Genomic DNA, 26,046 nt, shown 5'->3' on the forward strand with positions numbered 1-26,046 from the left:
GCTTTACGGCAACAGGGAAAATCTCGACAGAATGAGCGATACATCCGCGACGGAAAACGGCGTAAGCACCGAATATGGCGCAGATTCCATCAAGGTTCTGAAGGGCCTCGATGCCGTGCGCAAGCGTCCCGGCATGTATATCGGCGATACCGACGATGGTTCCGGCCTTCATCACATGGTTTATGAAGTCGTCGACAACGCGATCGACGAAGCGCTCGCCGGCCATGCCGACATCGTCACCGTCACCCTCAATCCGGATGGCTCGGTGACGGTCACCGACAACGGCCGCGGCATCCCGACGGACATCCACACCGGCGAAGGCGTGTCGGCGGCCGAAGTCATCATGACCCAGCTTCATGCCGGCGGTAAGTTCGACCAGAATTCCTACAAGGTTTCTGGCGGCCTGCACGGCGTCGGCGTCTCCGTCGTCAACGCGCTGTCCGTCTGGCTGAAGTTGAAGATCCGCCGCCAGGGCAAGATCCATGAAATGAGCTTCACCCACGGCGTGGCCGATGCGCCGCTGAAGGTCACCGGCGACGCGCCGAATGAGACCGGCACGGAAGTGAGCTTCATGCCGAGCACCGACACTTTCACCATGACGGAGTTCGATTACGGCACGCTGGAGCATCGCCTGCGCGAACTCGCCTTCCTGAACTCCGGCGTCCGCATCCTGCTGACCGACAAGCGCCATTCCGATATCAAGCAGGAAGAGCTGCGTTATGACGGCGGCCTCGAGGCTTTCGTCGCCTATCTCGACCGTGCCAAGAAGTCGCTCGTCGACAAGCCGGTCGCCATCCGCGGCGAAAAGGACGGCATCACCGTCGAAGTGGCGATGTGGTGGAACGACAGCTATCATGAGAACGTGCTCTGCTTCACCAACAACATTCCCCAGCGCGACGGCGGCACGCATATGGCCGGCTTCCGCGCGGCGTTGACGCGCCAGGTGGTGTCCTATGCCGACAATTCCGGCATTACCAAAAAGGAAAAAGTGACGCTGCAGGGCGAAGATTGCCGCGAAGGCCTGACGGCGGTGCTGTCGGTCAAGGTGCCCGATCCGAAATTCTCCTCGCAGACCAAGGATAAGCTGGTTTCCTCGGAAGTCCGCCCCGTCGTCGAAAGCCTCGTCAACGAGGCGCTGAACACCTGGTTCGAAGAACATCCGAGCGAAGCCAAGATTCTCGTCGGCAAGGTCGTCGAGGCAGCGGCCGCTCGCGAAGCGGCCCGCAAGGCGCGTGAATTGACCCGCCGCAAGGGCGCACTCGATATCGCTTCGCTGCCGGGCAAGCTCGCCGACTGCTCCGAGCGCGACCCGGCAAAATCCGAAGTCTTTCTCGTCGAGGGTGATTCGGCCGGCGGCTCGGCCAAGCAGGGCCGCTCGCGCGAAAATCAGGCGATCCTGCCCCTGCGCGGCAAGATCCTGAACGTCGAACGCGCCCGTTTCGACAAGATGCTGTCGAGCCAGGAAATCGGCACGCTGATCACCGCGCTCGGCACCGGCATCGGCAAGGACGAGTTCAATGTCGAAAAGCTGCGCTATCACAAGATCATCATCATGACGGATGCCGACGTCGACGGCGCCCACATCCGCACACTGCTGCTCACTTTCTTCTTCCGGCAGATGCCGGAACTGATCGAGCGCGGCCACCTCTACATCGCTCAGCCGCCGCTCTATAAGGTGTCGCGCGGCAAGTCGGTGCAGTATCTGAAGGACGAAAAGGCGCTTGAGGAATATCTCATCAGCCAGGGCCTGGAAGATGCCGCGCTGAAGCTCGGCAGCGGCGAGGTTCGCACCGGCCAGGATCTGCGTGAGGTCATCCTGGATGCACTGCGCATGCGCGCTTTGCTCGACAATCTTCATTCGCGCTACAACCGTGCCGTCGTCGAACAGGCGGCAATCGCCGGTGCCCTCAATGCCGATCTCGTCAGCGATCCGGCAAGAGCGCAGGCATTGACGACAGAGGTCGCAAGCCGTCTCGATATTATTGCCGAGGAGACCGAGCGCGGCTGGCAGGGCGATCTGACCAGCGACGGCGGCCTGCGCCTCGAACGCATGGTCCGCGGCGTCAGGGAAATCGTCGTGCTCGACATGGCGTTGATCGGCTCTTCGGATGCCCGTCACATCGACCAGCTGACCGCGCGCCTCAAGGAAATCTATCAGACGCCGCCGTCGCTGCATCGCCGTGAAGGCGATGTCGAGATCGCAGGCCCGCGGGCCTTGCTCGACGCAATCTTTGCCACCGGCCGCAAGGGCCTGACCATGCAGCGATACAAGGGCCTCGGCGAGATGAATGCCGAGCAGCTCTGGGAAACGACGCTCGATCCGAATGTGCGCTCGCTGCTGCAGGTCAAGGTCAACGACGCCACCGATGCCGACGGCCTCTTCGCCCGGCTGATGGGTGACGAAGTCGAACCGCGGCGCGAATTCATCCAGGACAACGCGCTGAGCGTCGCAAACCTCGACATCTGATTGATGTTTCGAAACAAAAGCCCCGCCATCCCTGGATGGCGGGGCTTTTGTTTGCGCGATTGGCTTGAATTCGGCTTCGCTCAGTTCGCAACGAAACGGCCGTTGAAGGCGACCTCGGAGAGCGGTTTGCGCTGACTGGGGAATTCGCGCGCCTGATTGCGTTCGGACAGGACACTCTTGTCGGCGAGACGGCCGAGGGCAATGCCGGCTTCGACCCGATAACCCTCGGGAATGGCGAACGTCTTACTGATTTCCTCGTGTTTGATGCCGCCCATGCCATGGGCATAGAACCCGGAGAGGCGGGCTTGAAGCGCCAAATATCCCCAGGCCGTGCCGGCGTCGAAGGAATGGGTATAGCTCGGCTTTTCCTCGCCGGAACCGGCGACCCCGGTAAAGGCGCGCGACACGACGAAGATCAGTGCTGACGCATTCTTAGCCCACTCTTGGTTGGCATCGACGAGCAATGCGACGAATTTCTCCCAATGCTTCGAGCCTTTCAGGGCATAGATGAAGCGCCAGGGCTGTTGATTGGACGAAGACGGCGCCCAATGGGCAGCGTCGAGCAGGCTGAGCAACTGTGCCTCCTCGATGATTTCGCCGGTGAAGGCGCGCGGTGACCAACGGTCGAGAAACATCGGATCGATCGGATATTGAGATTCGCGGTTATTGCTCTTCGTCATGGCTGTTCCGGAGGTTGGGGGCAGAAATTCGAATCGGGGTGCGGGTCAGTTCGTCCAGGTGATGTCGAGTTCCTCGCGAAAGGCGAAGCGCTTCAGATGATCGTCGATGACATCATGCATTCTTCGCTGTTGCGAGGGATCGGTGACGGAAAGTGTCATGGTCAGCGCCGCATCGTCGGCGGAAAACGTCACCTCGGCTGTATCGCTGAACGGCACCCGGCCCTTCACGGGATCGAAATCGACGCTGAACTTGTGGCTCCAGTGTTTGCAGAGTTGCTGCAGGTAGCGGCTCGCATGTTCGGTCCGCACGACGGCTTTGGAGAGATGCATTTTCGACGAACTCCACTTCATCTTGTATCCCGGAGTCATATTTCCTGCGTCCTCGGCTTGGCAAGCGCGGCATCGTCGCAGTTTGGGTGTACAGAGTGTCTTCCTAAAAGCGGCCTTACGCCGGCGCCGAAGCAGGATAATGAGCGCTTCAGTCAATCGATCGGAGAGTTGCGCATGCTGGTGAATGGAAAATGGACGGAAGACTGGCAGCCCGTTCAGGCCAAGGATGAAAAGGGCGGCTTTATCAGGCAGACCTCGAGTTTCCGCAACTGGGTGACCCCGGATGGCAGCGCCGGGCCGACGGGCGAGGGCGGCTTCGAAGCCGGCGCCGGCCGTTATCATCTCTATGTCGCCTATATCTGCCCCTGGGCGTCACGCACCCTGATCGGCCGCAAGCTCAAGGGCCTCGACGATGTCATTTCCGTCTCCGTCGTCGAACCGCTGCTGAGCAGAGAGGGTTGGCGCTTCGGCGATTATCCCGGCGCAACCGAGGATCACGTCAACGGCACGACCTATCTGCATGAAATCTATACGAGAGCGTGCGTCGATTTTACCGGCCGGGCCACCGTACCGGTTCTCTGGGACAAGCAGCGAAAGACCATCGTCAACAATGAATCCGCCGATATCCTGCGCATGCTGAACGGCGGCTTCGGCGACCTGGCAAAAAACCCGATTGATCTTTACCCGGCGGAAAAACGCATCGAGATCGATGCTTTCAACGACCGCATCTATTCGGCCCTGAACAATGGCGTCTACCGCGCCGGTTTCGCCACCACGCAGCTTGCCTACGAAGAAGCTTTCGCCGATGTCTTTGCCTGCCTCGACTGGGTCGAGCCGCAGCTGGAGGATCGGTCCTTTCTCTTCGCCGATCATCCCACCGAAAGTGATATCCGGCTCTTCGTAACCCTTGTGCGCTTCGACGTCGCCTATCACGGCCTCTTCAAATGCAATCTGCGCCGGCTTTCCGACTATGCCAGCCTGCGCGCCTTTTGCCGCCGCATGCTGGATTGGCCGGGCATCGCGGAAACGGTAAATCTCGACCACATCAAGCGCGGTTATTATTCGATCGAAAGCCTCAACCCGACAAAGATCGTTCCTGCCGGCCCTGAACTGGCGGAGGTTTTTTGAAGCGTGACGCCGAAGGGATGGTGGCAGCTTTGGCAGAAAATCATCCGAATCGCAGAAAGCCGTACCGCTTGGCGGCAAAGCCGTAATGACACCGGTGAATAATTCGTTCATAGGTGGCTGCAAATCCGTTTTCGATGAGGAGGAAATTCCATGAAGCTGATGCGTGTTGGCGAAGCAGGCAATGAAAAACCCGCGCTTCTCGATGCCGATGGCAAGATCCGCGATCTCTCCGGCCATGTCGCCGATATCGGCGGTGAAGCCATCACGCCGGCAGGTCTTGCAAAGATTGCGGCGATCGATCCACAGAGCCTTCCGGAGCTTGCCCCCGGCCGCATCGGCGCCTGCGTTGCCGGCACCGGCAAATTCATCTGCATCGGCCTCAATTTCTCCGACCACGCCGCCGAAACCGGCGCCACCGTGCCGCCCGAGCCGGTGATCTTCATGAAGGCGACCTCGGCCATCGTTGGCCCGAACGACACCGTGCGGATTCCGCGCGGTTCGGAAAAGACTGATTGGGAAGTCGAACTCGGCGTCGTCATCGGCAAGACCGCGAAATATGTCAGCGAGGCCGACGCGCTCGACTACGTCGCCGGCTACTGTGTTTCTCACGATGTTTCCGAGCGCGCCTTCCAGACGGAACGCGCCGGTCAGTGGACCAAGGGCAAATCCTGCGACACTTTCGGACCGATCGGTCCCTGGCTGGTCACGAAGGACGAGATCGCCGATCCGCAAAACCTCGGAATGTGGCTGAAGGTCAACGGCCAGACGATGCAGAACGGTTCGTCCAAGACCATGGTCTATGGTGTCGCCCACATCGTTTCCTATCTCAGCCAGTTCATGTCGCTGCATCCAGGCGACGTGATCTCCACCGGAACGCCGCCCGGCGTCGGCATGGGCATGAAACCGCCACAATATCTCAAGGATGGCGACGTCGTCGAACTCGGCATCGAAGGTCTCGGCACGCAGAAGCAGAGCTTCGTAGCGGATCGTTAACGACGCTTTCTGCTGAGAAACTTAGGTTTTCCAGTCGATAATGATGCCGGAGAGTCACTTCTCCGGCATTTCTTGTGCGGGTCTGGTTCGTCCATGTTGCTGTGCAACAAAAAACTGTTAGTCTGCGTGACGTGCCCGCGTAACGGAAAGAGGCGATGCCTTTCAATCGGCGTCATCTTTTCGATGGAGAAAGGTGGCGCCGTCCATGTTTTATCAGCTTTATGAATTGAACCATGCCGCCATGGCGCCGTTTCGCGCCGCGGCCGATATCATGCGATTTGCCTATGCCAATCCGCTGAACCCGTTTTCCCATACGCCGTTCGGCCGGACGATGACGGCAAGTCTCGAAATGTTCGAACGCACGACGCGCCGCTACGGCAAGCCCGAATTCGGACTGAATCAGACGACGATCGGTGACCAGCCGGTGTCTGTCCGTGAAGAGGTCGTCTGGTCGCGCCCCTTCTGCAACCTCCTGCATTTCTCCCGCAATGTTCCGCCCGCCCGCGGTAATGACCCGCGCATCCTGATCGTCGCGCCGATGTCCGGCCACTATGCCACGCTGCTGCGCGGCACGGTGGAGGCGCTGCTGCCGAATGCCGATGTCTACATCACCGACTGGATCGACGCTCGTATGGTGCCGATGACGGAAGGCAGGTTCGATTTCGACGATTACGTCGACTATGTCATCGAGATGCTGCATTTCCTCGGTCAGGACACGCATGTCATCGCCGTCTGCCAGCCCTCCGTTCCGGTGCTGGCCGCCGCCGCGGTGATGGAGGAAGCCAATGATCCGCTTTCACCGTCGTCGATGACGCTGATGGGTGGTCCGATCGATACGCGCATCAATCCGACGGCGGTCAACAAGCTTGCCCAGGAGCGCTCGCTGCAGTGGTTCTCCGACAATGTCATCATGAACGTGCCCTGGCCGCAGCCGGGCTTCATGCGCCCTGTCTATCCGGGATTCCTGCAGCTTTCGGGCTTCATGTCGATGAATCTCGATCGCCATGTCGTCGCCCACAAGGAATTCTTCATGCATCTCGTGAAGAACGACGGCGAACCGGAAAAACATCGCGATTTCTACGACGAATATCTCGCCGTCATGGATCTGACCGCCGAATTCTACCTGCAGACGGTGGAGCAGGTCTTCATCAAGCATGCGCTGCCGAAGGGCGAGTTGATGCATCGCGGCAAACGCGTCGACCCGGCAGCGATCCGCAAGGTGGCGCTGCTGACCGTCGAGGGCGAGAATGACGACATCTCCGGCGTCGGCCAGACAAAGGCGGCGCAGACCATCTGCGTGAACATTCCTGAAGATATGCGCATGCACTATCTTCAGCCGGATGTCGGCCATTATGGTGTTTTCAACGGCTCGCGGTTCCGCCGCGAGATCGCGCCGCGCATCATCAATTTTGTCCGAGAGCATTCCCGTTCCGCCGTCAAGCCTCGGGTGCCGCGTGTCATCAAGGGCGGTCGCACCGCCTGATTTAGGGGTATCTGAATTAGCAAAACGGATTCAAGGCTTTGTCCGATTTCGCGGGCAATCGTCTTGAAGGCGGTTGTTGCGGTAACCACATCGATTTCAGCGTTCGGTATTCTGCCGGGCGCGGAAAGCGAGGGATACCCGCACGATGAACCAGTCAGCATTGCTTCGACCGGATTGGACTCCGGCTACCATTGCCCTGATGATTCTCGGCTTCATGGTTTTCTGGCCTCTGGGTCTTGCCATGCTTGCCTACATCATCTTCGGCGACCGTCTGCGCGGCTTCAAGCGTGACGTCAATGAGGCGACCGATGGCTTCTTTGCCTCCTGCCGCCGTTCGAACGGCCGTCACCGCCCGCACTTCTCGACCGGCAACGTCGCCTTCGACGACTGGCGCAAGGCCGAGATCGATCGGATCGAGGAAGAGCGCCGCAAGCTCGACGAAATGCGCGAGGAATTCGACGCTTACATGCGCGAACTTCGCCGCGCCAAGGACCAGGAAGAGTTCGATCGCTTCATGCGTGACCGCAGGAACGCCAAGCGTGACGACAATGGCCCGGTCGCTGAATACCAGACGCCGTGAAGGCCTGAACGCTGAAAATCACCGGCATCTTCCGATGCCGGTTTTTCTATGTCCGTTCCCCCCGCGAATCGGATAGAAAACACCCATGTTCTCGCTTCTGAAAACACGGCCGAAAGCCCGCAAACCGGCTCCGCCCGAAACGCGGACGCTTGACGTGGCCGGCCGGCTCATGCCGCTGACCATCAAGCAGCACGACCGGGCGACGCGCATCACCTTGCGCATCGAGCCGGGCGGCCGGGCCTTGAAGATGACGGTGCCGAAAGGTCTTGCTGCGCGCGAGGTCAATGCATTTCTCGATCGCCACCAGGGCTGGCTGCTCACCAAACTCGCCAAGTTTTCGACCGATGCCGGCCTGCGCGACGGCGGCGAAATCCTTTTTCGCGGCGTTTCCCATCGGATCCAGCATAGCGGCAGCCTGCGCGGCCTGACGGAGGCGGTTTTGATAGACGGCAGGCCGGTGCTGCGGGTCAGCGGCATGCCGGAACATGTCGGACGGCGCATCGCGGCCTTTCTCAAGAAGGAAGCGCGCGCCGACCTCGCAAGACTGGCAACCATGCATGCCGGAACGATCCGAGCGCCGATCCGCTCGATCGCGATGAAGGATACCCGCAGCCGCTGGGGCTCTTGCTCGTCGGAGGGAAATCTGAGTTTTTCCTGGCGCATCGTCATGGCGCCGCCCTCGGTGATCGATTATCTCGCCGCCCACGAAGTTGCCCATCTCAAGGAAATGAACCATGGTCCGCACTTCTGGGCGCTTTGCCGGAAGCTTTGCCCCGGTATGGACGAGGCAAAGTCCTGGCTGAAGCGGCATGGCAGCCAGCTGCATGCCATCGATTTCGATTAGAGCGCCGCGTGTCCCATGGACGCGCCAAGGACGCTCTATCATTTCAAGTCTGCCTATAACCGCGAAAATCGGAACCGATTTTCGCGGTTATAGGCAAAACGAAAGCCGCTCTAAATACAGCTTTCCATGCAAATTGGCTCGACTCTTGCCGCATTTCGTGTCACTTCGCTGCCATGAAACCGGATATCAAGATCTGTGGCTTGAAGACGCCTGAAGCTGTCGATCGCGCGCTGAAACGCGGCGCGACCCACATCGGTTTTATCTTTTTCGAAAAGAGCCCGCGCTACATCGAGCCGGACCTGGCGGGTAAACTTGCCGAGCCCGCGCGCGGCAAGGCAAAGATCGTCGCCGTCGTCGTCGATCCCACCAATGACGAACTGGATGAGATCGTCTCGCTGCTGAAGCCCGATATTCTGCAGCTCCACGGTAATGAGAGCCCCGAACATGTGCTGACCATAAAGGCGCTCTATGGTCTGCCTGTCATGAAGGTTTTTTCGGTGCGCACGGCCGATGATCTGAAGCGCGTAGAGGCCTATATCGGTATCGCCGATCGCTTCCTCTTCGATGCAAAAGCGCCGAAGGGCTCCGAATTGCCGGGCGGCAACGGCATTTCTTTCGATTGGAGCCTCCTCAGCTGGCTTGACGGCAGCATCGACTACATGCTTTCCGGCGGGCTGAACAAGGACAATGTCGCGGATGCGCTGGCGAACACCAAGGCACGTGGTATCGACGTCTCCTCGGGAGTCGAAAGCGCGCCTGGCGTGAAGAGCGTCGCAATGATCGATGAATTTTTCGATGCGGTCGAAGAGGCGGATGCGCCTGTCATGGCCTCAGGGAGTTGAGAGTGAACGAAACGCCTAAACCGAATTCCTTCCGTTCCGGGCCTGATGAAGACGGCCGTTTCGGCATCTATGGCGGTCGTTTCGTTGCCGAAACGTTGATGCCTTTGATTCTCGATCTTCAGGACGAGTGGAACAAGGCGAAGAACGACCCGGCATTCCAGGCCGAATTGAAGCATCTCGGCGCGCATTATATCGGTCGCCCGAGTCCGCTCTATTTCGCCGAGCGGCTGACGGCCGAACTCGGCGGCGCGAAGATCTATTTCAAGCGCGAGGAGCTGAACCACACCGGCTCGCACAAGATCAACAATTGCATCGGCCAGATCCTGCTCGCCAAGCGTATGGGCAAGACCCGCATCATTGCCGAAACCGGCGCCGGCCAGCATGGCGTCGCCTCCGCCACCGTTGCCGCCCGCTTCGGCCTTCCCTGCGTCGTCTATATGGGCGCCACCGACGTCGAGCGTCAGGCGCCGAATGTTTTCCGCATGAAGCTGCTCGGCGCGGAAGTCAAACCGATCACGGCCGGCAGCGGCACGCTGAAGGACGCCATGAACGAGGCGCTTCGCGACTGGGTCACCAATGTCGAGGATACCTATTACCTGATCGGCACGGCGGCTGGTCCGCATCCCTATCCGGAAATGGTCCGCGATTTCCAATCGGTGATCGGAACCGAAGCGAAACAGCAGATGCTGGCAGCCGAGGGCCGCCTGCCGGATCTCGTCATTGCTGCCGTCGGCGGCGGTTCGAACGCGATCGGCATTTTCCATCCCTTCCTCGATGATCCCACCGTCAAGATTGTCGGCGTCGAAGCCGGCGGCAAGGGCCTGCAGGGCGACGAACATTGCGCTTCGATCACCGCCGGCTCGCCGGGTGTGCTGCACGGCAACCGCACTTATCTGCTGCAGGATGGCGACGGCCAGATCAAGGAAGGCCATTCGATTTCGGCCGGTCTCGATTATCCCGGCATCGGCCCGGAACATTCCTGGCTGAACGATACCGGCCGCGTCGACTATGTGCCGATCATGGATCACGAAGCGCTCGAGGCGTTCCAGATCCTGACCCGTCTGGAAGGCATCATCCCGGCGCTCGAGCCCTCGCACGCGATTGCCGAGGTGATCAAGCGCGCCCCGAAGATGGGCAAGGACGAGATTATCCTGATGAACCTCTCCGGCCGCGGCGACAAGGATATCTTTACCGTCGGCAAGATTCTGGGAATGGGACTGTAAGACATGACCGCACGCATGGACAAACGCTTTGCCGAGCTGAAGGCCGAGGGCCGTCCGGCGCTTGTGACCTATTTCATGGGCGGCGATCCTGATTACGATACCTCGCTCGGCATCATGAAGGCGCTGCCGGAGGCGGGCTCCGACATCATCGAGCTCGGCATGCCTTTTTCCGATCCGATGGCCGACGGCCCGGCGATCCAACTCGCCGGTCAGCGTGCGCTGAAAGGCGGCCAGACGCTGAAGAAGACGCTGCAGCTGGCGGCCGATTTCCGCCAGACGAATGACGCGACGCCGATCGTGATGATGGGCTACTACAACCCGATCTATATTTATGGCGTTGAGAAATTCCTCGACGATGCGATTGCGGCCGGCATCGACGGCCTGATCGTTGTGGATCTGCCACCCGAGATGGATGACGAACTCTGCATCCCGGCGATCCGCAAGGGCATCAATTTCATCCGCCTGGCGACACCGACGACGGATGAGAAGCGCCTGCCGAAGGTTTTGAAGAACACCTCCGGTTTCGTCTATTACGTCTCCATGAACGGCATCACCGGTTCGGCACTGCCCGATCCGTCGCTGGTGTCCGGCGCGGTCGAACGCATCAAGCAGCATACTAAACTGCCCGTCTGCGTCGGCTTCGGCGTCAAGACGGCGGAACATGCGAAGGTCATCGGCGCTTCGGCTGATGGCGTCGTCGTCGGCACGGCGATCGTCAATCAGGTCGCAACCAGTCTGACGGCCGACGGCAAGGCAACGGCGGACACGGTTCAGGCGGTTGCAACGCTGGTGCGCGGCCTTTCCTCGGGAACCCGTTCGGCGCGCCTTGTTGCTGCCGAATAGTTTGCCCACATTGGCATTGGAGCATGTCGCCCAAAGGCGTGCAGCGGTTTTGCGGCAACGACATGCGGGAAACAAAGACCTCAAGCGTGGTACGCGAATCTGAAGGCTCGGGAAGCGCTTAGTCAATCAGGAGTATTCGAGTTGAACTGGATCACCAACTACGTTCGCCCGCGGATCAATTCCATGCTGGGCCGTCGCGAAGTGCCGGAGAACCTCTGGATCAAGTGCCCGGAGACCGGCGAGATGGTCTTCCATAAGGACCTGGAAGGCAACAAATGGGTCATCCCGGCCTCCGGTTATCACATGAAGATGCCGGCGAAGGCCCGCCTGGCCGATCTTTTCGACAATGGCGAGTTCGAATCGCTGCCGCAGCCGAAGGTCGCCCAGGACCCGCTGAAATTCCGCGATTCGAAGAAATATAGCGATCGCCTGCGCGACAGCCGCCTGAAGACCGAACAGGAGGATACGATCCTCGCCGGGCTCGGAAAGGTGCAGGGTCTGAAGCTCGTGGCGGTCGTGCATGAATTCAACTTCATCGGCGGTTCGCTCGGCATGGCCGCCGGCGAGGCGATCGTCAAAGCTTTCGAACGTGCGACGTCCGAAAAGTGCCCGCTGGTGATGTTCCCGGCGTCCGGCGGCGCGCGCATGCAGGAAGGCATCCTGTCGCTGATGCAGCTGCCGCGCACGACCGTTGCCGTCGACTTGCTCAAAGAATCCGGCCAGCCCTATATCGTCGTCCTGACCAACCCGACGACGGGCGGCGTCACCGCCTCCTACGCCATGCTCGGCGATATTCACCTGGCCGAACCGGGCGCTGAAATCGGCTTTGCCGGCAAGCGGGTGATCGAGCAGACGCTGCGTGAAAAACTGCCTGAAGGCTTCCAGACCTCCGAATATCTGCTGGAGCATGGTATGGTCGACATGGTCGTCAAACGGCACGACATTCCGGAAACGCTGGCGCGTCTGCTGAAGATCCTGACGAAGAAGCCGGTTTCGGCGGCGAATGATATGAATAGCGGCGCGATCGCTCTGGCGGCGAGCGCCTGATAACCGACAAGCAGGCGGGGTGCCGAATTGATACCCAGGGGCCAAACCGCGGTGAGTGAGGCAGCACAGGAGATCGACAAGCTCATGGGATTGCATCCCAAGGGCTTCGACCTGTCTCTCGATCGCATCACCCGTCTTCTCGATCAACTCGGCAATCCGCACAGGAGATTGCCGCCGGTGATCCATGTCGCCGGCACCAACGGCAAGGGGTCGGTCACCGCTTTCTGCCGCGCACTGCTCGAAGCCGGCGGCTACAGCGCTCACGTCCATACCTCGCCGCATCTCGTCAATTGGCACGAGCGTTATCGCATCGGTGTGGCGGGCGGGCGCGGGCAGCTTGTCGATGACGCCGTCTTTGCCGAGGCCCTGCGTCGTGTGGCCGATGCCAATGCCGGACAGCATATCACTGTCTTCGAAATCCTGACGGCGGTCACCTTCATCCTGTTTTCCGAACATCCGGCCGATGCCGCCATCATCGAAGTCGGTCTCGGTGGCCGGTTCGATGCCACCAATGTCATTTCCGATCCGGCCGTCTCGGTGATCATGCCGATCTCGCTGGATCACCAGCCCTATCTCGGCGACAGGGTCGAACTGATCGCCGCCGAAAAGGCCGGCATCATGAAGCCGGGATTTCCCGTCGTCATCGGCCATCAGGAATATGATGCAGCCCTCGACGTCCTGATGTCGACAGCCGAGCGGCTGCATTGCCCGAGCGCCGTCTTCGGGCAGGATTTCATGGCGCATGAGGAATATGGCCGGCTCGTCTATCAGGACGAATTCGGCCTTGCCGACCTGCCGCTGCCGCGCCTTCCCGGCCGCCACCAATATGCCAATGCCGCCGCCGCCATTCGGGCCGTCAAGGCGGCGGGTTTCACCGTCACCGAGACGATGATGGAAAAGGCGATGAGTTCTGTGGAGTGGCCGGGCCGGCTGCAGCGGCTGAGCGAAGGCCGGCTGCTCTCGCATGCGCCAGCCGGCGCTGAAATCTGGATCGATGGCGGGCATAATCCCGGCGCCGGCGAGGTGATCGCCGAAGCCATGGCCAATTTCGAGGAACGCCAGCCGCGGCCGCTTTTCCTGATCATCGGTATGATCAACACCAAGGATCCGGTCGGCTATTTCAAGGCCTTTGCCGGTCTGGTCGAGAAGGTCTTCTGCGTGCCGATCCGCGGCAGCGAAGCGACGATCGACCCGGTGATATTGTCGAATGCCGCCTATGATGCCGGCCTCGTTGCCGAACCGATGTCGACGGTCGGCGACGCGCTGGAAGCCATCAAAGCCGTCCTCGATCCGGAGGCATTGCCGCCGCGCATCCTCGTCGGCGGCTCGCTCTATCTCGTCGGCGATGTGCTGTCCGACAACGGCACGCCCCCGAAATGAAGGCTGCGAAATGAAAAAAGCCCGGTCGAAGCCGGGCTTTTTCATCAATGGGATATCAGCAAGGGCGATATCAATCAGGCAGCGTTCGAAATCCAGTTCGAAAGAGCGGTCTTCGGCTTGGCGCCGACCGAAATATCGGCCACTTCGCCACCCTTGAAGATTGCAAGCGTCGGGATGGAACGAACACCGAACTGGGCGGCGAGTTCCGGGTTCTCATCGATATTCAGCTTGGCAACCTTGACCTTGCCTTCCAGCTCGACGGCGATTTCTTCCAGGCTCGGAGCAATCATCTTGCACGGGCCGCACCATTCAGCCCAGAAATCGACGACGACGGGTTCTGCGGATTCCAGAACTTCCGACTGGAAGTTATTGATATCGACTTTCACGGTAGCCATGGGCTGCTCCTTTACCTCGGGTGTTGAACCACATGTGATGGTGCGGTGCCGAATTTTCAATGTCCGGTATTTCACTTTGTCTTGACTGCTGCAAGCGCCAAACCGAGCGCTGCTTCGCTCAGCGTGTAGAGCGAGCCATTTTCCGTATAGACAAGCATGCAATCGATCCGCTTGTCGGGATAGAGCGGCGTCAGGATTTCGCGATAGATCGCCAGCTGCGCCCGGTGCGCGAAGGGGATGGCCTCTTCCGTTGCCGGCGGTACCCGGTTGGTCTTGTAGTCGAGAATGACGACGCGATCGGCAAGAACGGCAAGCCGGTCGATGCGGCCGGAGACGGCATAGCGCCGGTCTTCGAGCGTCAGGGTTCCCATGATCGAGACTTCGGGCTGGGCCTGCGCCCCGAGCACGGCCTGCAGGCCCTCCTCGTCCAATAGTTTCAGAACCGAATCGACAAGTTTGCGCCGTTCGGCTTCCGGCCAGAACCGAGCCGCCCGCTCGGCATAGCGGCTCGCCGCATAGGGCCGCTCGCCAGGTGGAATTTCGGGAAGCGCCTGCAGCATGCGATGGATCAGCCTGCCCTTCTCCAGCGAACGATCGCTGCGCTCCTTCTCGGTAAACAGCGGTGAGACGACGAGCAGGCCGCCCTCGTCTTCATCGATGATCGTCCCGGCGCCGGAGGGGCTGAGCGGCCGGGGCAGCTCAGCCTGCGGCGGCAACGGCCGCAGCAGGCCGTCCGGCAGCGTCTCCTCGCTGTCACGCTGCTCGCTGCGGTCGGTCCGCTCGAAACTCCGTTCCACCCGTGGCACGCGCCATTTGATACCTGGCCATTCGCCGTCGGGACCGGAGAATGTAGTCGCTTCCACATGCGGATGGTCGTGGCTGAGTGCCGCCGAAATCATCATATGCCAGGTGTCGTTGTTCACCCGCACGCCACGATAGCCGCAGACGACTAGCCGGTCGGCAGCACGCGTCATGGCGACATAGAGCAATCGGCGGTATTCTTCCTCCGCCAGGATCTGGATCCGCGCCGCATCGTCCTGCGTCAGCGAATTGGAAAGATCCGAGACTGGAACCCAGGCGGGCATCGGCGGCTCGTCGGCATCGGTCTCGATAAGGCGAAGCTTGGGCAGATGGGTATGGGTGAAGGCCTTCGAACCGCCGTCGACCAGGAAAACGATCGGTGCTTCCAGGCCCTTGGAGGCATGCACCGTCATGATCCGCACTTCGTTGCGTCCCTTGTCCTGCTCGCGCTTCACCACGGGCGCTTCGAGCTCCAGCGTCGAGATGAAGGATTGCAGCCCGGGAAGACTGGAACTCTCGTGGTCGAGCGTGAAGGTCAGGAATTCGTCGAGGATATCGCTGACCTCTGTGCCGAGCCGGGCAAGGAATTGCCGTCGCCCGCCCTGGCTGCCCAGAACACGCGCAAAGAAATCATGAACCGACAGGCTCCTGGATTGCCGAAGGAACAGCTCTAGCTTCTCGACAGCAGCGCGGAAGCGTTCGGTGCCGTCGGCGGCGAAGCTTTTGAGGTGGCTCCAGACGCTCTCATTGTCGCCGCGCAGGCCGGCAATCGCAAAGATGTCGTCCTCGGAGAGATCGAAAAGCGGGCTCTTCAGCACGGCGGCGAGCGAAAGATCGTCTTCCGGCAGCAGCAGGAAACGGCCCAGCGCCAGCAGATCCTGCACGGCGATATGGCTGGTCAGCAACAGCCTGTCGGCGCCGGCGACCGGAATGTCGCCGCGGCGCTTCAAGGCGCGCGTCAAAGCATTGACGAAGGCGTCGCGCTTGCGCACCAGCACCAGGATGTCGCCGGCTTCGATCAGGCGCTCCTTGCCCTTGTCGACGATCGTTTCACGCCCGACGAGGGTACCGATCGAATGGGCGATCCGTCGTGCCAGGATTGCCGCCGGCGCGCTTTCCGGCGTCGCATCGAAGGGCGCCGTCCAGTCCTCCTCCTTCACCACCGCTTCCGGCGCGACCATGTCCCAGAGATCGACGGCGCCGGGATGTCCGATGCGGCTGGAACGATGCACGACCGGTTCGCCGACAGCGCTGAGACCGCGCGCATTGTCCGATGTCCTGAAGATCTCGTCGACGGCTTCGAGCACGTCGGCGGTCGAGCGGAAGGAGAGCGGCAGCCGGACCGAGGAAAAGCTCTGGCCGCTGTCGGAGACACGCCGCCGCGTCCGATCGCTCTCCTCGGAAAAACGCTCGGGCCGGGCGCCCTGGAAGGAATAGATCGACTGTTTCTCGTCGCCGACGGCAAACAGCGTGCGCACGATCGGCCGGGCGCTTTCGCCGGAGAAGAAATCCTCGGCGAGCGACTGGATGACGCTCCACTGGATCGGGCTGGTGTCCTGCGCCTCGTCGACGAGGATATGGTCGATGCCGCGATCGAGCTTGTAGTGGATCCAGGGGCCGACGCCGCTTTTCGTCAAAAGGTCGGCGGTACGGGTGATCAGATCCTCGAAATCGAGCTGGCTGCGCTGCTTCTTCAGTTCCTCATAGTCGCGGTCCAGCCGGTCGGCGAGCACGAGTGCCGCATGTGTCGCGCCATACATCCGCATCAGTTTCAGCCGGTCACGGCTGGCGGCGACATGCGTGCGGGCAGTGGCAATAGCGGCCGCCAACTGCGGTGCCTCGGCAAGCATGGCCTTGACTGAGAATTGCGAGTCCGCCTTCGGCTCGCCTTTCGCTGTCAGAAAGATTTTCTCGAGAAACTGAGCGCGCCTTGCGTCATCGCGTTCCCGCCCGGCTAGCCTGAGGCCGTAGGCAACCTCCTGCGCCTTGGCGCCACCCTTCTGGTCGGCAAGCGAGAGATAGAGCTCCAGCATGCCGCCCGAAAGCTCCGGCAAAGGCCAATATTGCGCCGCGATCCGGCTTTCCGTGTCGCCGGCGGCAAGGCCGAGCTTTTGGCGCAGGACCTTCTCCACGCCGCCCTGCTGTTCGGCCGTTGCGGTGAAACGACGGATGGCGTTGCGGTTGGCGACGATATCGCCGAGCAGGTTCTCCAGTCCGGACTCGTCGCCGAGATTGAGCACGTAGGCGAATGCCTCGGCGAGGGTGCTGTCTTTCTCCGGCGCGGTCGCCGTCAGCAGCACCCGGCGCGCATCGGAAAGCAGCGCTGCGGCCGCGCGGTCGTCGAGAACCGAGAAATGGCCGGCGACGTTGGCCTCCAGCGGGAACTGATGCAGCAATGCCTCGCAAAAGGCGTGGATCGTCTGGATCTTCAACCCGCCGGGGGTCTCCAGCGCCTTGGCAAACAGCCGCCGGGCCTCGGCAAGCTTTAGTCCGTCGGGTGCCGTCCCCTCGATCTGCATGATCCGCCGGCTCAGGTCTTCATCATCGAGCACCACCCAGTCCGCCAGCCGCTCGAAGACGCGGTTCGACATTTCGGAGGCCGCAGCCTTGGTATAGGTGAGACATAGAATGGCGGAAGGCCGCGCCCCGGCCAGCAGCAACCGGATGACGCGCTGGGTCAGAACATGCGTCTTGCCGGAACCGGCATTGGCCGAGACCCATGCCGAACGCTCGGGATCGGAGGCAATTGCCTGCTGGATCGTGGTCCAGCCGATCCAGGCGCCCGGATCCTCGTCGGTGGGTAGCGCGGTCACGTCACTCATCGCCGCCGCCCTCTTCGGTTTCGGCCGTCGACCATTCGGAGACGCGGGCGAGATGATCGTAGTCGCCGCCGAAATCGAATTGCTGCGCCGGGATCAGCCGCGAGGTGAAGCCTTTCTCGCCGGACTGCAACAACCTCACGAACTTGACCAGCTGATCGATCGATTCCTCGGCGAGATCCATCGCCGATTTCGCCTTGTCGCTGCGCGCCGAGCTCTCATTGTTGACGGTATCGACCTGGAAGCGGCTTCCCGGCCGCAGACGCACATAAAGCAGGTCCTGCGGCACGAGGCTGCCGGCATCACGGAAGGCGCCGGCACTCAGAGCCGCTGCTTCGAGCGCAAGCTGCGGATCTAGAAGCACGCGCGCCTGCGCCGGCGAGGGGTTGTAGCCGGTCTTGTAATCGATGATATCCGCAGCGTTCGGTCCGGTGACATCGATCCGGTCTGCGACACCCGTGAGCCGGATATTGATCGGCTCCAGCTCCATGCCGCCCCGCACTTCGGTTAGCGTTTTGCGGATGCCCGGCCGCCGTCCGGCCTCCCATTCGAGGAAGGCGCGGGCCACGGCGCGAAAGCGCGGCCGCCACACGGCATCGATATGCGGCGGCAGCTTCTCCATGTCGAAAAGTTCGCAAAGGATACGCTCCATCGCCCCTGCAGCATCCGGCGTGCCGATGATATGGGCCTCGCGGATGAACCGGTCGATGATCTTGTGGTAGAGCGTTCCGCGTTCGGCCGCACCCGGATCGCGGTTGAATGCGTCGACGGGATCGAGTCGCAGGACACGACGGGCATAGATGGCATAGGGGTCGCGGCGCAACCGGCCCACTTCGCTGAAGGAATAGGATTTCGGCTGGAGTGCCAGCGGCGGCTTCGGCGAGGGTCGCTGCGCCGGCGCTTGGGCCTCTCCGCGATCGATGAGACCGGCCCACTGCAGGAACCGGTTGCCGCGGCCCTTCAATTCCGCTTCGAACGCCTCGCCGCCGAGCGCCAGCAGCCGTTGCAGCCAGCGCGAGGCGACGGTCGGCGTCGAGCCCTGGCGCAGCGCGCGGGAATAGATCAGATGGCGTGTGCCGTTTGCCATCTCGAAATCATGCGCCAGCTGGCCGATGCGCCGTTCCGGCGGTTCGAGGCCGATTTCCGTCTTCATCATGCGCGGAATGAAGGGATTGTTGGCGGTCTGCCCTGGCCAGGTGCCCTCGTTGAGGCCGCCGAGGATCAGGGTATCGACGCTCTGCAGACGGGCTTCCAGCGTACCGAAGATGAAGAGGCGGGGATGGCTGAGCGCCCGTGGCTTTACCGCATGACCGGCGGCAAGGGCCGCCATGATATCGATCCATTGCGGCCCATCGGCCTCCATCTGGCCGTCCGTGTCGATCACTTCGCTGAGCAGGGCGGCGAGTGCATCTCCCGCTTCGCCTGACCAGAGATCGGCGAGATTGCCGCGCGGATCGGCCGCGACGGCTTCCAGCGAACGGCCGGTGCGCTCCGCCCATTCGGACAATGTGAAGCTTGCCGTCTTTCCGCGATCTTCCGGCCGGTGCCGCTTCAGGGCCGAAGCCAGCGGCTCGGTCGCCTGCGTGACCCGCCGGGCAAGGTCGTATGCGGCGTCGGCTGCATCTGATGAAAGCGCTTTTCGCCATTGCGGCGGGTACCTGTCCAGCGCCTGCTCGGCAAGTTGGTGGGTGAGCAGCGGCTCGAGCATGCTGATATCCACCTCGGCCACGCCGCCGCGCAGTGCCAGCAGTTCGAGCGCCTCGGTCGCCGAAATCAATGCGTGGCGTTCCAGGCCGAAGCGGGCGAGCGGATGTTTGAGCAGCGAGACGATCGCCACCGGATCGCCGGGCCGCAACGCTGCCTCCAGCAGCAATTGCATCAGCGTGCCCTGCGGCGTGGCCGCAAGCGGTGTGCCGGCCGAATCGTCGGCGAGGATGCCGAAGCGGGACAGCTCGGCCATCACCCGCCGGGCGAGATTGCGGTCCGGCGTGATGAGGGCTGCCCGGCTGTCGCCGTCCTGCCCCGGCCTCTCCAAGGCAAGCCGGAGCGCGATGGCGATCGCCGTTGCTTCCTCCCGCTCATTGGCGGCTTCGATCAGCGACACATCGGCGAAGGCTGAAGACAGAGCGCCCTCGGGCAGATCGCCCTTCCATGCCCCCCAATCGCTGGTCGCCTCCGATGGGGTGAGGGCCCGAGACAGGATCTCCGCCCGCCGGTCAAGATCGGCCTCCGGTCCGCCGAGGAGCGTCACGTCGGCACGCGTCAGCTTCAGCCGCTTGAGCAGCGACGACAGGCCATATTGCGGATGGCTGCGGCTTGCGGGATTGGCATGTTGGCCGGGTGCCGGTTCCGGCGCCACCATCTGCCAGTGTTTCTCAGGCATGGAGAGATCGAGGCCCGGCAGCACGATCACCCCTTCGGGCAGATTGGCGACGGCGGCGATGAGATCGGCCGTGGCGGGAACCGAACCCGTCGAGCCGGCGATGATGATCGGACCTGCGGGTTGCGTCGCCGAAAGCCGGCCTGCTTCCGCCCGGAGAATGGCGTTTCTGTGCCGCGCCGGCGAGGATTTGCCGAGTTCGGAAAGCCGCTCCGGCCAGAAGGCGCTGGCGATCTGCAGGAACTCCGCCGTCAGCTGCCACCAGGCGGCATAGTCACCGGTGTCGAGTTTCGACAGCTCCGACCAGTCGAGATCCTCGGTTTCGATCGAATCGATCAGTTCCGCCAGGTTGCGGGCGAGCCAGATCGCATCCGCGGGGCTTGCCGGTGCGACGAGCGGCGAGTCCGAATGAATGTGGCGGACGATCTCCGGCAGCTTGTTTCGCCAGGCGAGGATGAGGCGCGCCAGCTCCAGCAGTCGGGCGGTATTCGACAGCGGCTGGGCGAGATCGATCGTTGCCGGCAGCGCTTCGTCGAAATAACCGCTGTCGTCGTCGGTTTCTCCGAGCGGACGGATGACGGGGAGGATCGCCGAACGGCCGCCGAGCAGGTCGACGAATTCCGAACGCAGCACGCGTACGGCGCGCCGGGTCGGCAGATAGATCGTCACCCTGGCAAGCGACAGCGGATCATCGGCCTCATGCCGGAAAAGCGGCGTCAATCGGCCGTCGCAAAGCGTCGTCGCCAGCGTTTTCAGGAAGGAGAGGCCCGCCGGGATTGTCAGGATGCGTGGCTGGTGCCGCTCCGCCATGGCTCACGCGAACGCCCGCAGCCGTCGGATCGTTTCCTCCGCCTCGCCGATCGCCTCCGGCGTTCCCACCGTCAGCCAGTGGCCTTCGAGCACCATGCCGAACAGTCGCCCGCGCGCGATCGCCTTGTCGAAATAGATATTGAGGTTGAAGGCATCCTTTGGCGCATCGTCGAGCAGTGACGGCTTCATGACGATCGCTCCGGCGTAGACGACGGGATTGGAGGGATCGTCGCGATACCGCGTCAGCCGGCCATCGGCCGCCATGCCGAAATCATTGCGGCCGTTATGACCCGTCGTATCTTCAATCCTAACACAAAGCAGCGCCATATCCATGCGCTCGGCATCGAAGAATCCGGCTAAACGCTGCAGGTTCGTCGGCCGTCCCGGTTGTTCGCCGATCCAGAAGAGATCGGCATTCATGACGAAGATGTTGTCGCGGGTCAGCAGCGTCAGCCCCTTGGCCAGGCCGCCGCCGGAATTCATCAGCGCCTCCCGCTCATCGGAAATGGCGATGTCGAGGCCTTGATAATTCCTGAGATGATCGAGCATCTGGCCGGCATGGTGGTGAACATTGACAACGGCGCGTTCGACGCCGGCCGCCACCAGCGAATCCAGCGCGTAGTCGATCATCGGCTTGCCGTCGATTTTCACCAGCGGCTTCGGGATCGTGTCGGTGATCGGGCGCATGCGGGTTCCGAGACCCGCGGCCAGTACCATGGCTTGTCTGATCGTCATTCTGATCCGGAACTTATGATTCGCTTAGGCCTATTCCAGCCCTTGCGCACCAATCGCGCAAGGGGGCAAGCGCTTCGTGCTCGAGCGCGACCCTGAGATAGGTGAGTGTGCGCGGCATGTGTTTGAGATAGCCGGGCTTGCCGTCGCGCTGCAACAACCGCACCCAGAGGCCGGCGAGCTTACAGTTGCGCTGCGCCGACATGATCGCCCAGGCCTTCATGAATCCGGCTTCGTCGAAGCCGCCTTGCGCGCGGCGAAGGCCGAGATAATCATCCATCAGTTGCCGGAAGAGGTTCGGTTCGATTGTCGCGCGGGCATCTTGCACGATGGAAGCAAGGTCATAGGCGGTCGGGCCGATCATGGCGTCCTGGAAGTCGATGATGCCGATCTTGCCAATACCGCTTTCATGTTCGCGCCAGATGATATTCGGCGAATGGAAGTCGCGCAGCAGGAGGTTCGTTTCAGCCGATTGCAGCTCGTCGATCAAGTGGTCCCAGATCGCCAGATACTCCTTGCGCTCGGCATCCGTGGGGGCCGTGCCGCGCTTCCAGGCAATATGCCAGTCGAGCACAAGCTGCACTTCCATCTTCATCGCCGTGCGATCGAAGTCCGGAATGTGATGCGTATGCGTTGGAGAAACCGGGATATCCTGCGGAATCTGCATCGAATGAAGATGCGCAAGGCAGGCGACGCTTTGCCGGTAGCGTTCGGCAATTGGTTGCCCGTCGTCATCGAGCACGCCTTCGGTACCGAGATCTTCGATCAGCAGAATGCCGTTGTTATAATCGACCTTATAGATCTCCGGCGTCGCAAACCCCCGTTCGCGCAATGCATCGGCGATCGCGACGAAAGGATAGGCGTCCTGTGCCAGATGCGCGACCTTGGGATAGGGCTTGCCGTCATAGACCGGCGGTCCCTCGGGATGCGGGCGCCAATCCATCAGTATTTTTCGTGGAGCAGCGTCCGGATAGATTGCTTCATAGGCGCGCAGTGACGCATCGCCGGTCAGGAACCGGCGTTTGACACCGGGATAGCCGGCGGCGTCGAGGAAAGCGCGGATGGCCAGGACCCTGCGGATACGCGATGCCTGCGGGCCCGAGGCCCTGATCGTTGCCCGCCGGCCGCTGCCTTCGTGTTGCAGCGTCAGTGCAATGCGCTCGGCCGGCAGTTCGCCCTCAGCCATCTCTGGCCATTCGACGAGACAGATGCCGTTCTCCAGAGCTTCGTCGAAGCCGAGTTCCGTCAGTTCGGCGGGATTGCCCAGTCGGTAGAGATCGAAATGCGAAACGGGCAAGCGCAGATCGTAGGATTGCACCAGCGTGAAGGTCGGGCTCGGGACCTCGAGCCCCTCGTCATCGGCGATGGCACGCAGGATCGCCCGGGCGAGCGAGGATTTGCCCGCGCCGAGGTCACCGGAAAGGGCGAGACAGTCACCGGCCTTCAAGGCCAGCGCCAGGTCTTCGCCGAGTCGAATGGTGGCCGCCTCGTCTTTCAGGAAAAGCGAGATTGCATCGCTGGTCGTCATTCGGCGGCCGCGGTATGCGGGACGTTGACCGAGGGGATACGGCAGACGACGGTGGTTCCCTTGCCTGGCTCGCTGTCGATCGTCACGTCACCATGGTGCAGGCTGACGAAGCTGTCGACGATCGACAGGCCGAGGCCGGCGCCGCCGCGCTTGCCGCTTTTCGCCCCTGTCGCAAAACGGTCGAAGACGGTGGCGACCATGTCAGGCGAGATGCCAGGGCCACGGTCGCTGACGGCGAAGACGAAATCCGTGCCTTCGCGGCGGCATTCGAGCGAGATCGAGCTGCCCTCGGGCGAGAAGTTCGCCGCGTTGGAAAGCAGCTTCAGCAGGATCTGTTTCAGCCGCTGCGGATCGGCGACGATCGAGCCGAGATAGGCCGGGGCGGTGATTTCAAGCGCTACGCCGCTCTCGTGCAGGCGATCGGCGATCTGCATCGAGACGTCGTCGAGCAGGTCGTTGAGATCGATATCCGCGTAATTCAAGCGCATGATGCCGGCATCGACGGTCGCAAGGTCGAGAATATCGTTGACGAGCGTCAGCAGAACCGAGGATGAGGTCGAGATGTGCTCGATATATTCGGCCTGCCGCTCGTTCAGCGGCCCGACGCCCTGCGTGCGCAGCAGATCGGTAAAGCCGATGATATTGGTCAGCGGCGAGCGCAATTCATAAGAAACGTGCTGGACGAAATCGTTCTTCAGCTCGTCGGCCTTGCGAAGCGCTTCGTTCTTCTCGGTCAGCGCCCGCTCGGCCCGCACGCTGTCCGTCATGTTGACGAAGGTCAGCATGGTCTGGGCGTTCGGCAGCGGGATGACGGCGTAGTCGAGCACCAGGCCGGAGAAGAGTTCCAGCGTCCCCTGGCCCGAGCGACGTTCGTCGTCGAAACTGGTGATCAGTTCGGCGAAAGCTTTCCAGCCGTCCGGCCGGTCATAGGACGGCGCGCAGGCTTCGCCCAGCGCACGGATATGGGTGCCGGGCTTGGCTTCGGTTTCAGTGATCCCCCAGAGCGCGCGGAAGGCCGGGTTCGACAGGCGGATGCGTCCGTCAGGGCCGAACACTGCCACACCTTCGGACAGATGGTCAATCGTTTCGCCCTGCACCTTGACCAGCGTGTTGTAGCGCGTTTCGAGATCGACCTGCTCGGTCAGGTTTTCGAACACCCAGGTGGCGCCGCCCTGCGGATGCGCGGTCGCAAAGACCCGCAGCGTCTGGCCGTTCGGCAAGTGCCAGAGATCGGATTGCGTGTCGAGCGCCCGATAGACGGAGAGGGCGGCTTCCTTCCAGCTTTTCCAGTTGAGCTGGTCCGGCAGCTTCTTGGCTGCCCGCAGCCGCTCGAGCAACTCGCTATTATCGGGCCGGCCTTCAAGGAAGGCGATATCCAGCTCCCAGAGCGCGACGAAGGCCTGGTTGTAGAATTGCAGCCGGCGGTCGCCGTCGAAGATAGCAACAGGTGTGGCGAGATGGTCGAGCGTTTCGGCATGGCTCTTCAGCGTCCGTTCCAGCTCGGCGCGCACAGCCTCTGTGTCGGATACATCGATGGCGATGCCGGCCGAGCCGCCGGGAAGCCTGACGTCGACGACATCGAAGAACGTGCGGTTGCCGTGTACGACCGTCGAGATCGTGTCATGGAAGGGTGATTCTGGCGTCGTCGTCGCGCGAATGCGTTCGCGCGCCACGGTCGTCAGCATCTCGCGGCCTTCATTAATCGCCTGCTGCGGCGATCGCGCTTCGACCGCCTCGCCGTAAGCCTGGTTGACCCAGGTGAGGCGACCCGCCGGGTCGCGCTGCCAGGCCGGCATGTCGATCGCGTCGAGCATGGTCTGGAAGGCCGAGATCGAGGTCATCAGCCGGTCGCGCTCGATCCTGAGTTCTGCGAGTTCGGCGCGCAGATTATTGAGCGCCACGAAGCGGACGAAGGCGCGTCCGCCCGAAACCCGGCCCTGCGCCTCGAGGATTTCGTCACGGATGGTTTCGACCACCATGTCGAAGCTCTGCGCGTCGTCGCGCAACCGGTCGATCGCTTTTTCCAGATCGGCAGCCGAGCGTGACTTCAGCCAGAGGCCGAAGGCCAGGAATTCGCCGTCCTGCGGCGCGCCGGTTTCCGGCGGAAGCTGGCCGAGCAGCTCGGGGCGCGCAGTGCCGTCCCAGATGACGATCCGTCGGTTCTTGTCGGCGATCAGCGCCTGGTATTGCGAAATGCGCTGCTGGGCATCGGAGAGTGCCGAGCGGATTTCCCGGCTCTCGTTTTCCAGATTGCCGCGCTGGCGCACCAGCCACAAGGTCGAAAGCAGTGCTGCCGATATGACGCCGATGACGACGGAAACGCCGACGACCTGCGAGGATGTGAAGAGGTGAGCCGAGGCCGCCGCCTGCTGCTCGCCCTGTGCCAGAACCGGCCGCGCCAGCGCGGCAAGCGCCGTCCCGGCCGCGCAGGCTTTCAGAAAGCGCGCCAATGATCCATGCTCTTGCTTTGCGGCCTCGTGTGCCGTTGCAGATTGATATCCTTGACCTGCCATGATCAGGCGGCGACCGGCGCGAGCGCCATCATCCGCCTGACCGGGCAGGCTGTGTTTCATTTCCGACATCCGCGGTATGTCTCCGTCCTTCAATGTGCCGCATTACGACAAGACATCCCATTTTCGCAGCGGTCGGACGGGGTCCGGCGCCACGAATCAAGTCTTAAAACAATACTTCGGAAGGGAATCGGCGGGAAGGGAGCGCCCAAAAAATAAGCCGCGACATTT

The 26,046-nt window shown here is 61.9% G+C and carries 19 protein-coding genes; 11 read left to right on the forward strand and 8 right to left on the reverse strand.

The features are described 5' to 3' along the window. The first annotated feature begins 31 nt into the window (after positions 1-31). Positions 32-2,467: a DNA topoisomerase (ATP-hydrolyzing) subunit B gene (gyrB, locus tag QMO82_RS22870; RefSeq protein WP_183608415.1), complete on the forward strand. Its 2,436-nt coding sequence runs from the start codon at positions 32-34 to the stop codon at positions 2,465-2,467. 80 nt (positions 2,468-2,547) lie between these two features. On the opposite strand, the gene QMO82_RS22875 is transcribed toward gyrB, so the two are convergent. After that, positions 2,548-3,147 (reverse strand): nitroreductase family protein, encoded by a 600-nt coding sequence (locus QMO82_RS22875; RefSeq protein ID WP_183608414.1) that lies wholly within the window; start codon positions 3,145-3,147, stop codon positions 2,548-2,550. A gap of 45 nt (positions 3,148-3,192) precedes the next feature. Further along, entirely contained in the window at positions 3,193-3,477 is a 285-nt protein-coding gene (locus tag QMO82_RS22880; protein ID WP_183608734.1) for a DUF2218 domain-containing protein, read from the reverse strand. Positions 3,478-3,651: 174 nt separating this feature from the next. Here QMO82_RS22880 and QMO82_RS22885 point away from each other — a divergent pair, with 174 nt between their 5' ends. The 10 genes from QMO82_RS22885 to QMO82_RS22930 all read left to right on the forward strand — a co-directional run bounded on the left by QMO82_RS22885 (position 3,652) and on the right by QMO82_RS22930 (position 13,840). Beyond that, a complete protein-coding gene (locus QMO82_RS22885; RefSeq protein ID WP_183608413.1) occupies positions 3,652-4,605 on the forward strand; it encodes a glutathione S-transferase family protein in 954 nt (317 codons plus the stop codon). Between the two features lie 150 nt (positions 4,606-4,755). Further along, positions 4,756-5,598 carry a fumarylacetoacetate hydrolase family protein gene (locus QMO82_RS22890; protein WP_183608412.1) on the forward strand — a complete coding sequence of 281 codons (843 nt, stop codon included), beginning with the start codon at positions 4,756-4,758 and terminating at the stop codon, positions 5,596-5,598. A 205-nt stretch (positions 5,599-5,803) separates the two neighbouring features. Then, the gene (locus tag QMO82_RS22895; RefSeq protein ID WP_183608411.1) at positions 5,804-7,081 is read left to right on the forward strand and encodes a polyhydroxyalkanoate depolymerase; all 1,278 of its coding nucleotides are present in this window, start codon (positions 5,804-5,806) and stop codon (positions 7,079-7,081) included. 145 nt (positions 7,082-7,226) lie between these two features. Beyond that, positions 7,227-7,661, forward strand: a complete 435-nt coding sequence (locus tag QMO82_RS22900) for a DUF2852 domain-containing protein (RefSeq protein WP_183608410.1) — start codon at positions 7,227-7,229, stop codon at positions 7,659-7,661. A gap of 85 nt (positions 7,662-7,746) precedes the next feature. Next, positions 7,747-8,505, forward strand: a complete 759-nt coding sequence (locus QMO82_RS22905; protein ID WP_183608409.1) for a M48 family metallopeptidase — start codon at positions 7,747-7,749, stop codon at positions 8,503-8,505. Between the two features lie 173 nt (positions 8,506-8,678). Continuing rightward, positions 8,679-9,347 (forward strand): phosphoribosylanthranilate isomerase, encoded by a 669-nt coding sequence (locus QMO82_RS22910; protein WP_183608408.1) that lies wholly within the window; start codon positions 8,679-8,681, stop codon positions 9,345-9,347. Between the two features lie 2 nt (positions 9,348-9,349). Beyond that, positions 9,350-10,570 (forward strand): tryptophan synthase subunit beta, encoded by a 1,221-nt coding sequence (gene trpB / locus QMO82_RS22915; protein ID WP_183608407.1) that lies wholly within the window; start codon positions 9,350-9,352, stop codon positions 10,568-10,570. Positions 10,571-10,573: 3 nt separating this feature from the next. Further along, a complete protein-coding gene (gene trpA, locus QMO82_RS22920) occupies positions 10,574-11,413 on the forward strand; it encodes a tryptophan synthase subunit alpha (protein WP_183608406.1) in 840 nt (279 codons plus the stop codon). 141 nt (positions 11,414-11,554) lie between these two features. Beyond that, positions 11,555-12,460 carry an acetyl-CoA carboxylase, carboxyltransferase subunit beta gene (accD, locus tag QMO82_RS22925; protein ID WP_183608405.1) on the forward strand — a complete coding sequence of 302 codons (906 nt, stop codon included), beginning with the start codon at positions 11,555-11,557 and terminating at the stop codon, positions 12,458-12,460. A 27-nt stretch (positions 12,461-12,487) separates the two neighbouring features. Further along, positions 12,488-13,840: a folylpolyglutamate synthase/dihydrofolate synthase family protein gene (locus tag QMO82_RS22930; RefSeq protein ID WP_183608404.1), complete on the forward strand. Its 1,353-nt coding sequence runs from the start codon at positions 12,488-12,490 to the stop codon at positions 13,838-13,840. Positions 13,841-13,914: 74 nt separating this feature from the next. Here the strand turns inward: QMO82_RS22930 and trxA are convergent, their stop codons facing one another. From trxA to QMO82_RS22960, 6 genes are all read right to left on the reverse strand, one after another. Then, the gene (trxA, locus tag QMO82_RS22935; protein ID WP_063473894.1) at positions 13,915-14,235 is read right to left on the reverse strand and encodes a thioredoxin; all 321 of its coding nucleotides are present in this window, start codon (positions 14,233-14,235) and stop codon (positions 13,915-13,917) included. 71 nt (positions 14,236-14,306) lie between these two features. Beyond that, complete coding sequence (gene addA, locus QMO82_RS22940) at positions 14,307-17,858, reverse strand: double-strand break repair helicase AddA (RefSeq protein ID WP_183608403.1); 3,552 nt, start codon at positions 17,856-17,858, stop codon at positions 14,307-14,309. Further along, positions 17,851-21,045 (reverse strand): double-strand break repair protein AddB, encoded by a 3,195-nt coding sequence (gene addB, locus QMO82_RS22945; protein ID WP_183608402.1) that lies wholly within the window; start codon positions 21,043-21,045, stop codon positions 17,851-17,853. Before addB ends, addA begins: the two co-directional genes overlap by 8 nt. 3 nt (positions 21,046-21,048) lie before the next feature. Continuing rightward, complete coding sequence (locus tag QMO82_RS22950) at positions 21,049-21,780, reverse strand: nucleotidyltransferase family protein (RefSeq protein ID WP_183608401.1); 732 nt, start codon at positions 21,778-21,780, stop codon at positions 21,049-21,051. A 13-nt stretch (positions 21,781-21,793) separates the two neighbouring features. Next, on the reverse strand, positions 21,794-23,305 hold the full coding sequence (gene tsaE / locus QMO82_RS22955) for a tRNA (adenosine(37)-N6)-threonylcarbamoyltransferase complex ATPase subunit type 1 TsaE (RefSeq protein ID WP_183608400.1): 1,512 nt from the start codon (positions 23,303-23,305) through the stop codon (positions 21,794-21,796). Continuing rightward, positions 23,302-25,887 (reverse strand): PAS domain-containing sensor histidine kinase, encoded by a 2,586-nt coding sequence (locus tag QMO82_RS22960; RefSeq protein WP_183608399.1) that lies wholly within the window; start codon positions 25,885-25,887, stop codon positions 23,302-23,304. The genes tsaE and QMO82_RS22960 overlap by 4 nt, the downstream gene beginning before the upstream one ends. Between the last annotated feature and the right edge of the window lie 159 nt (positions 25,888-26,046).

The sequence above is a fragment of the Rhizobium sp. BT04 genome, from assembly GCF_030053135.1.
Classification (GTDB): domain Bacteria; phylum Pseudomonadota; class Alphaproteobacteria; order Rhizobiales; family Rhizobiaceae; genus Rhizobium; species Rhizobium binxianense.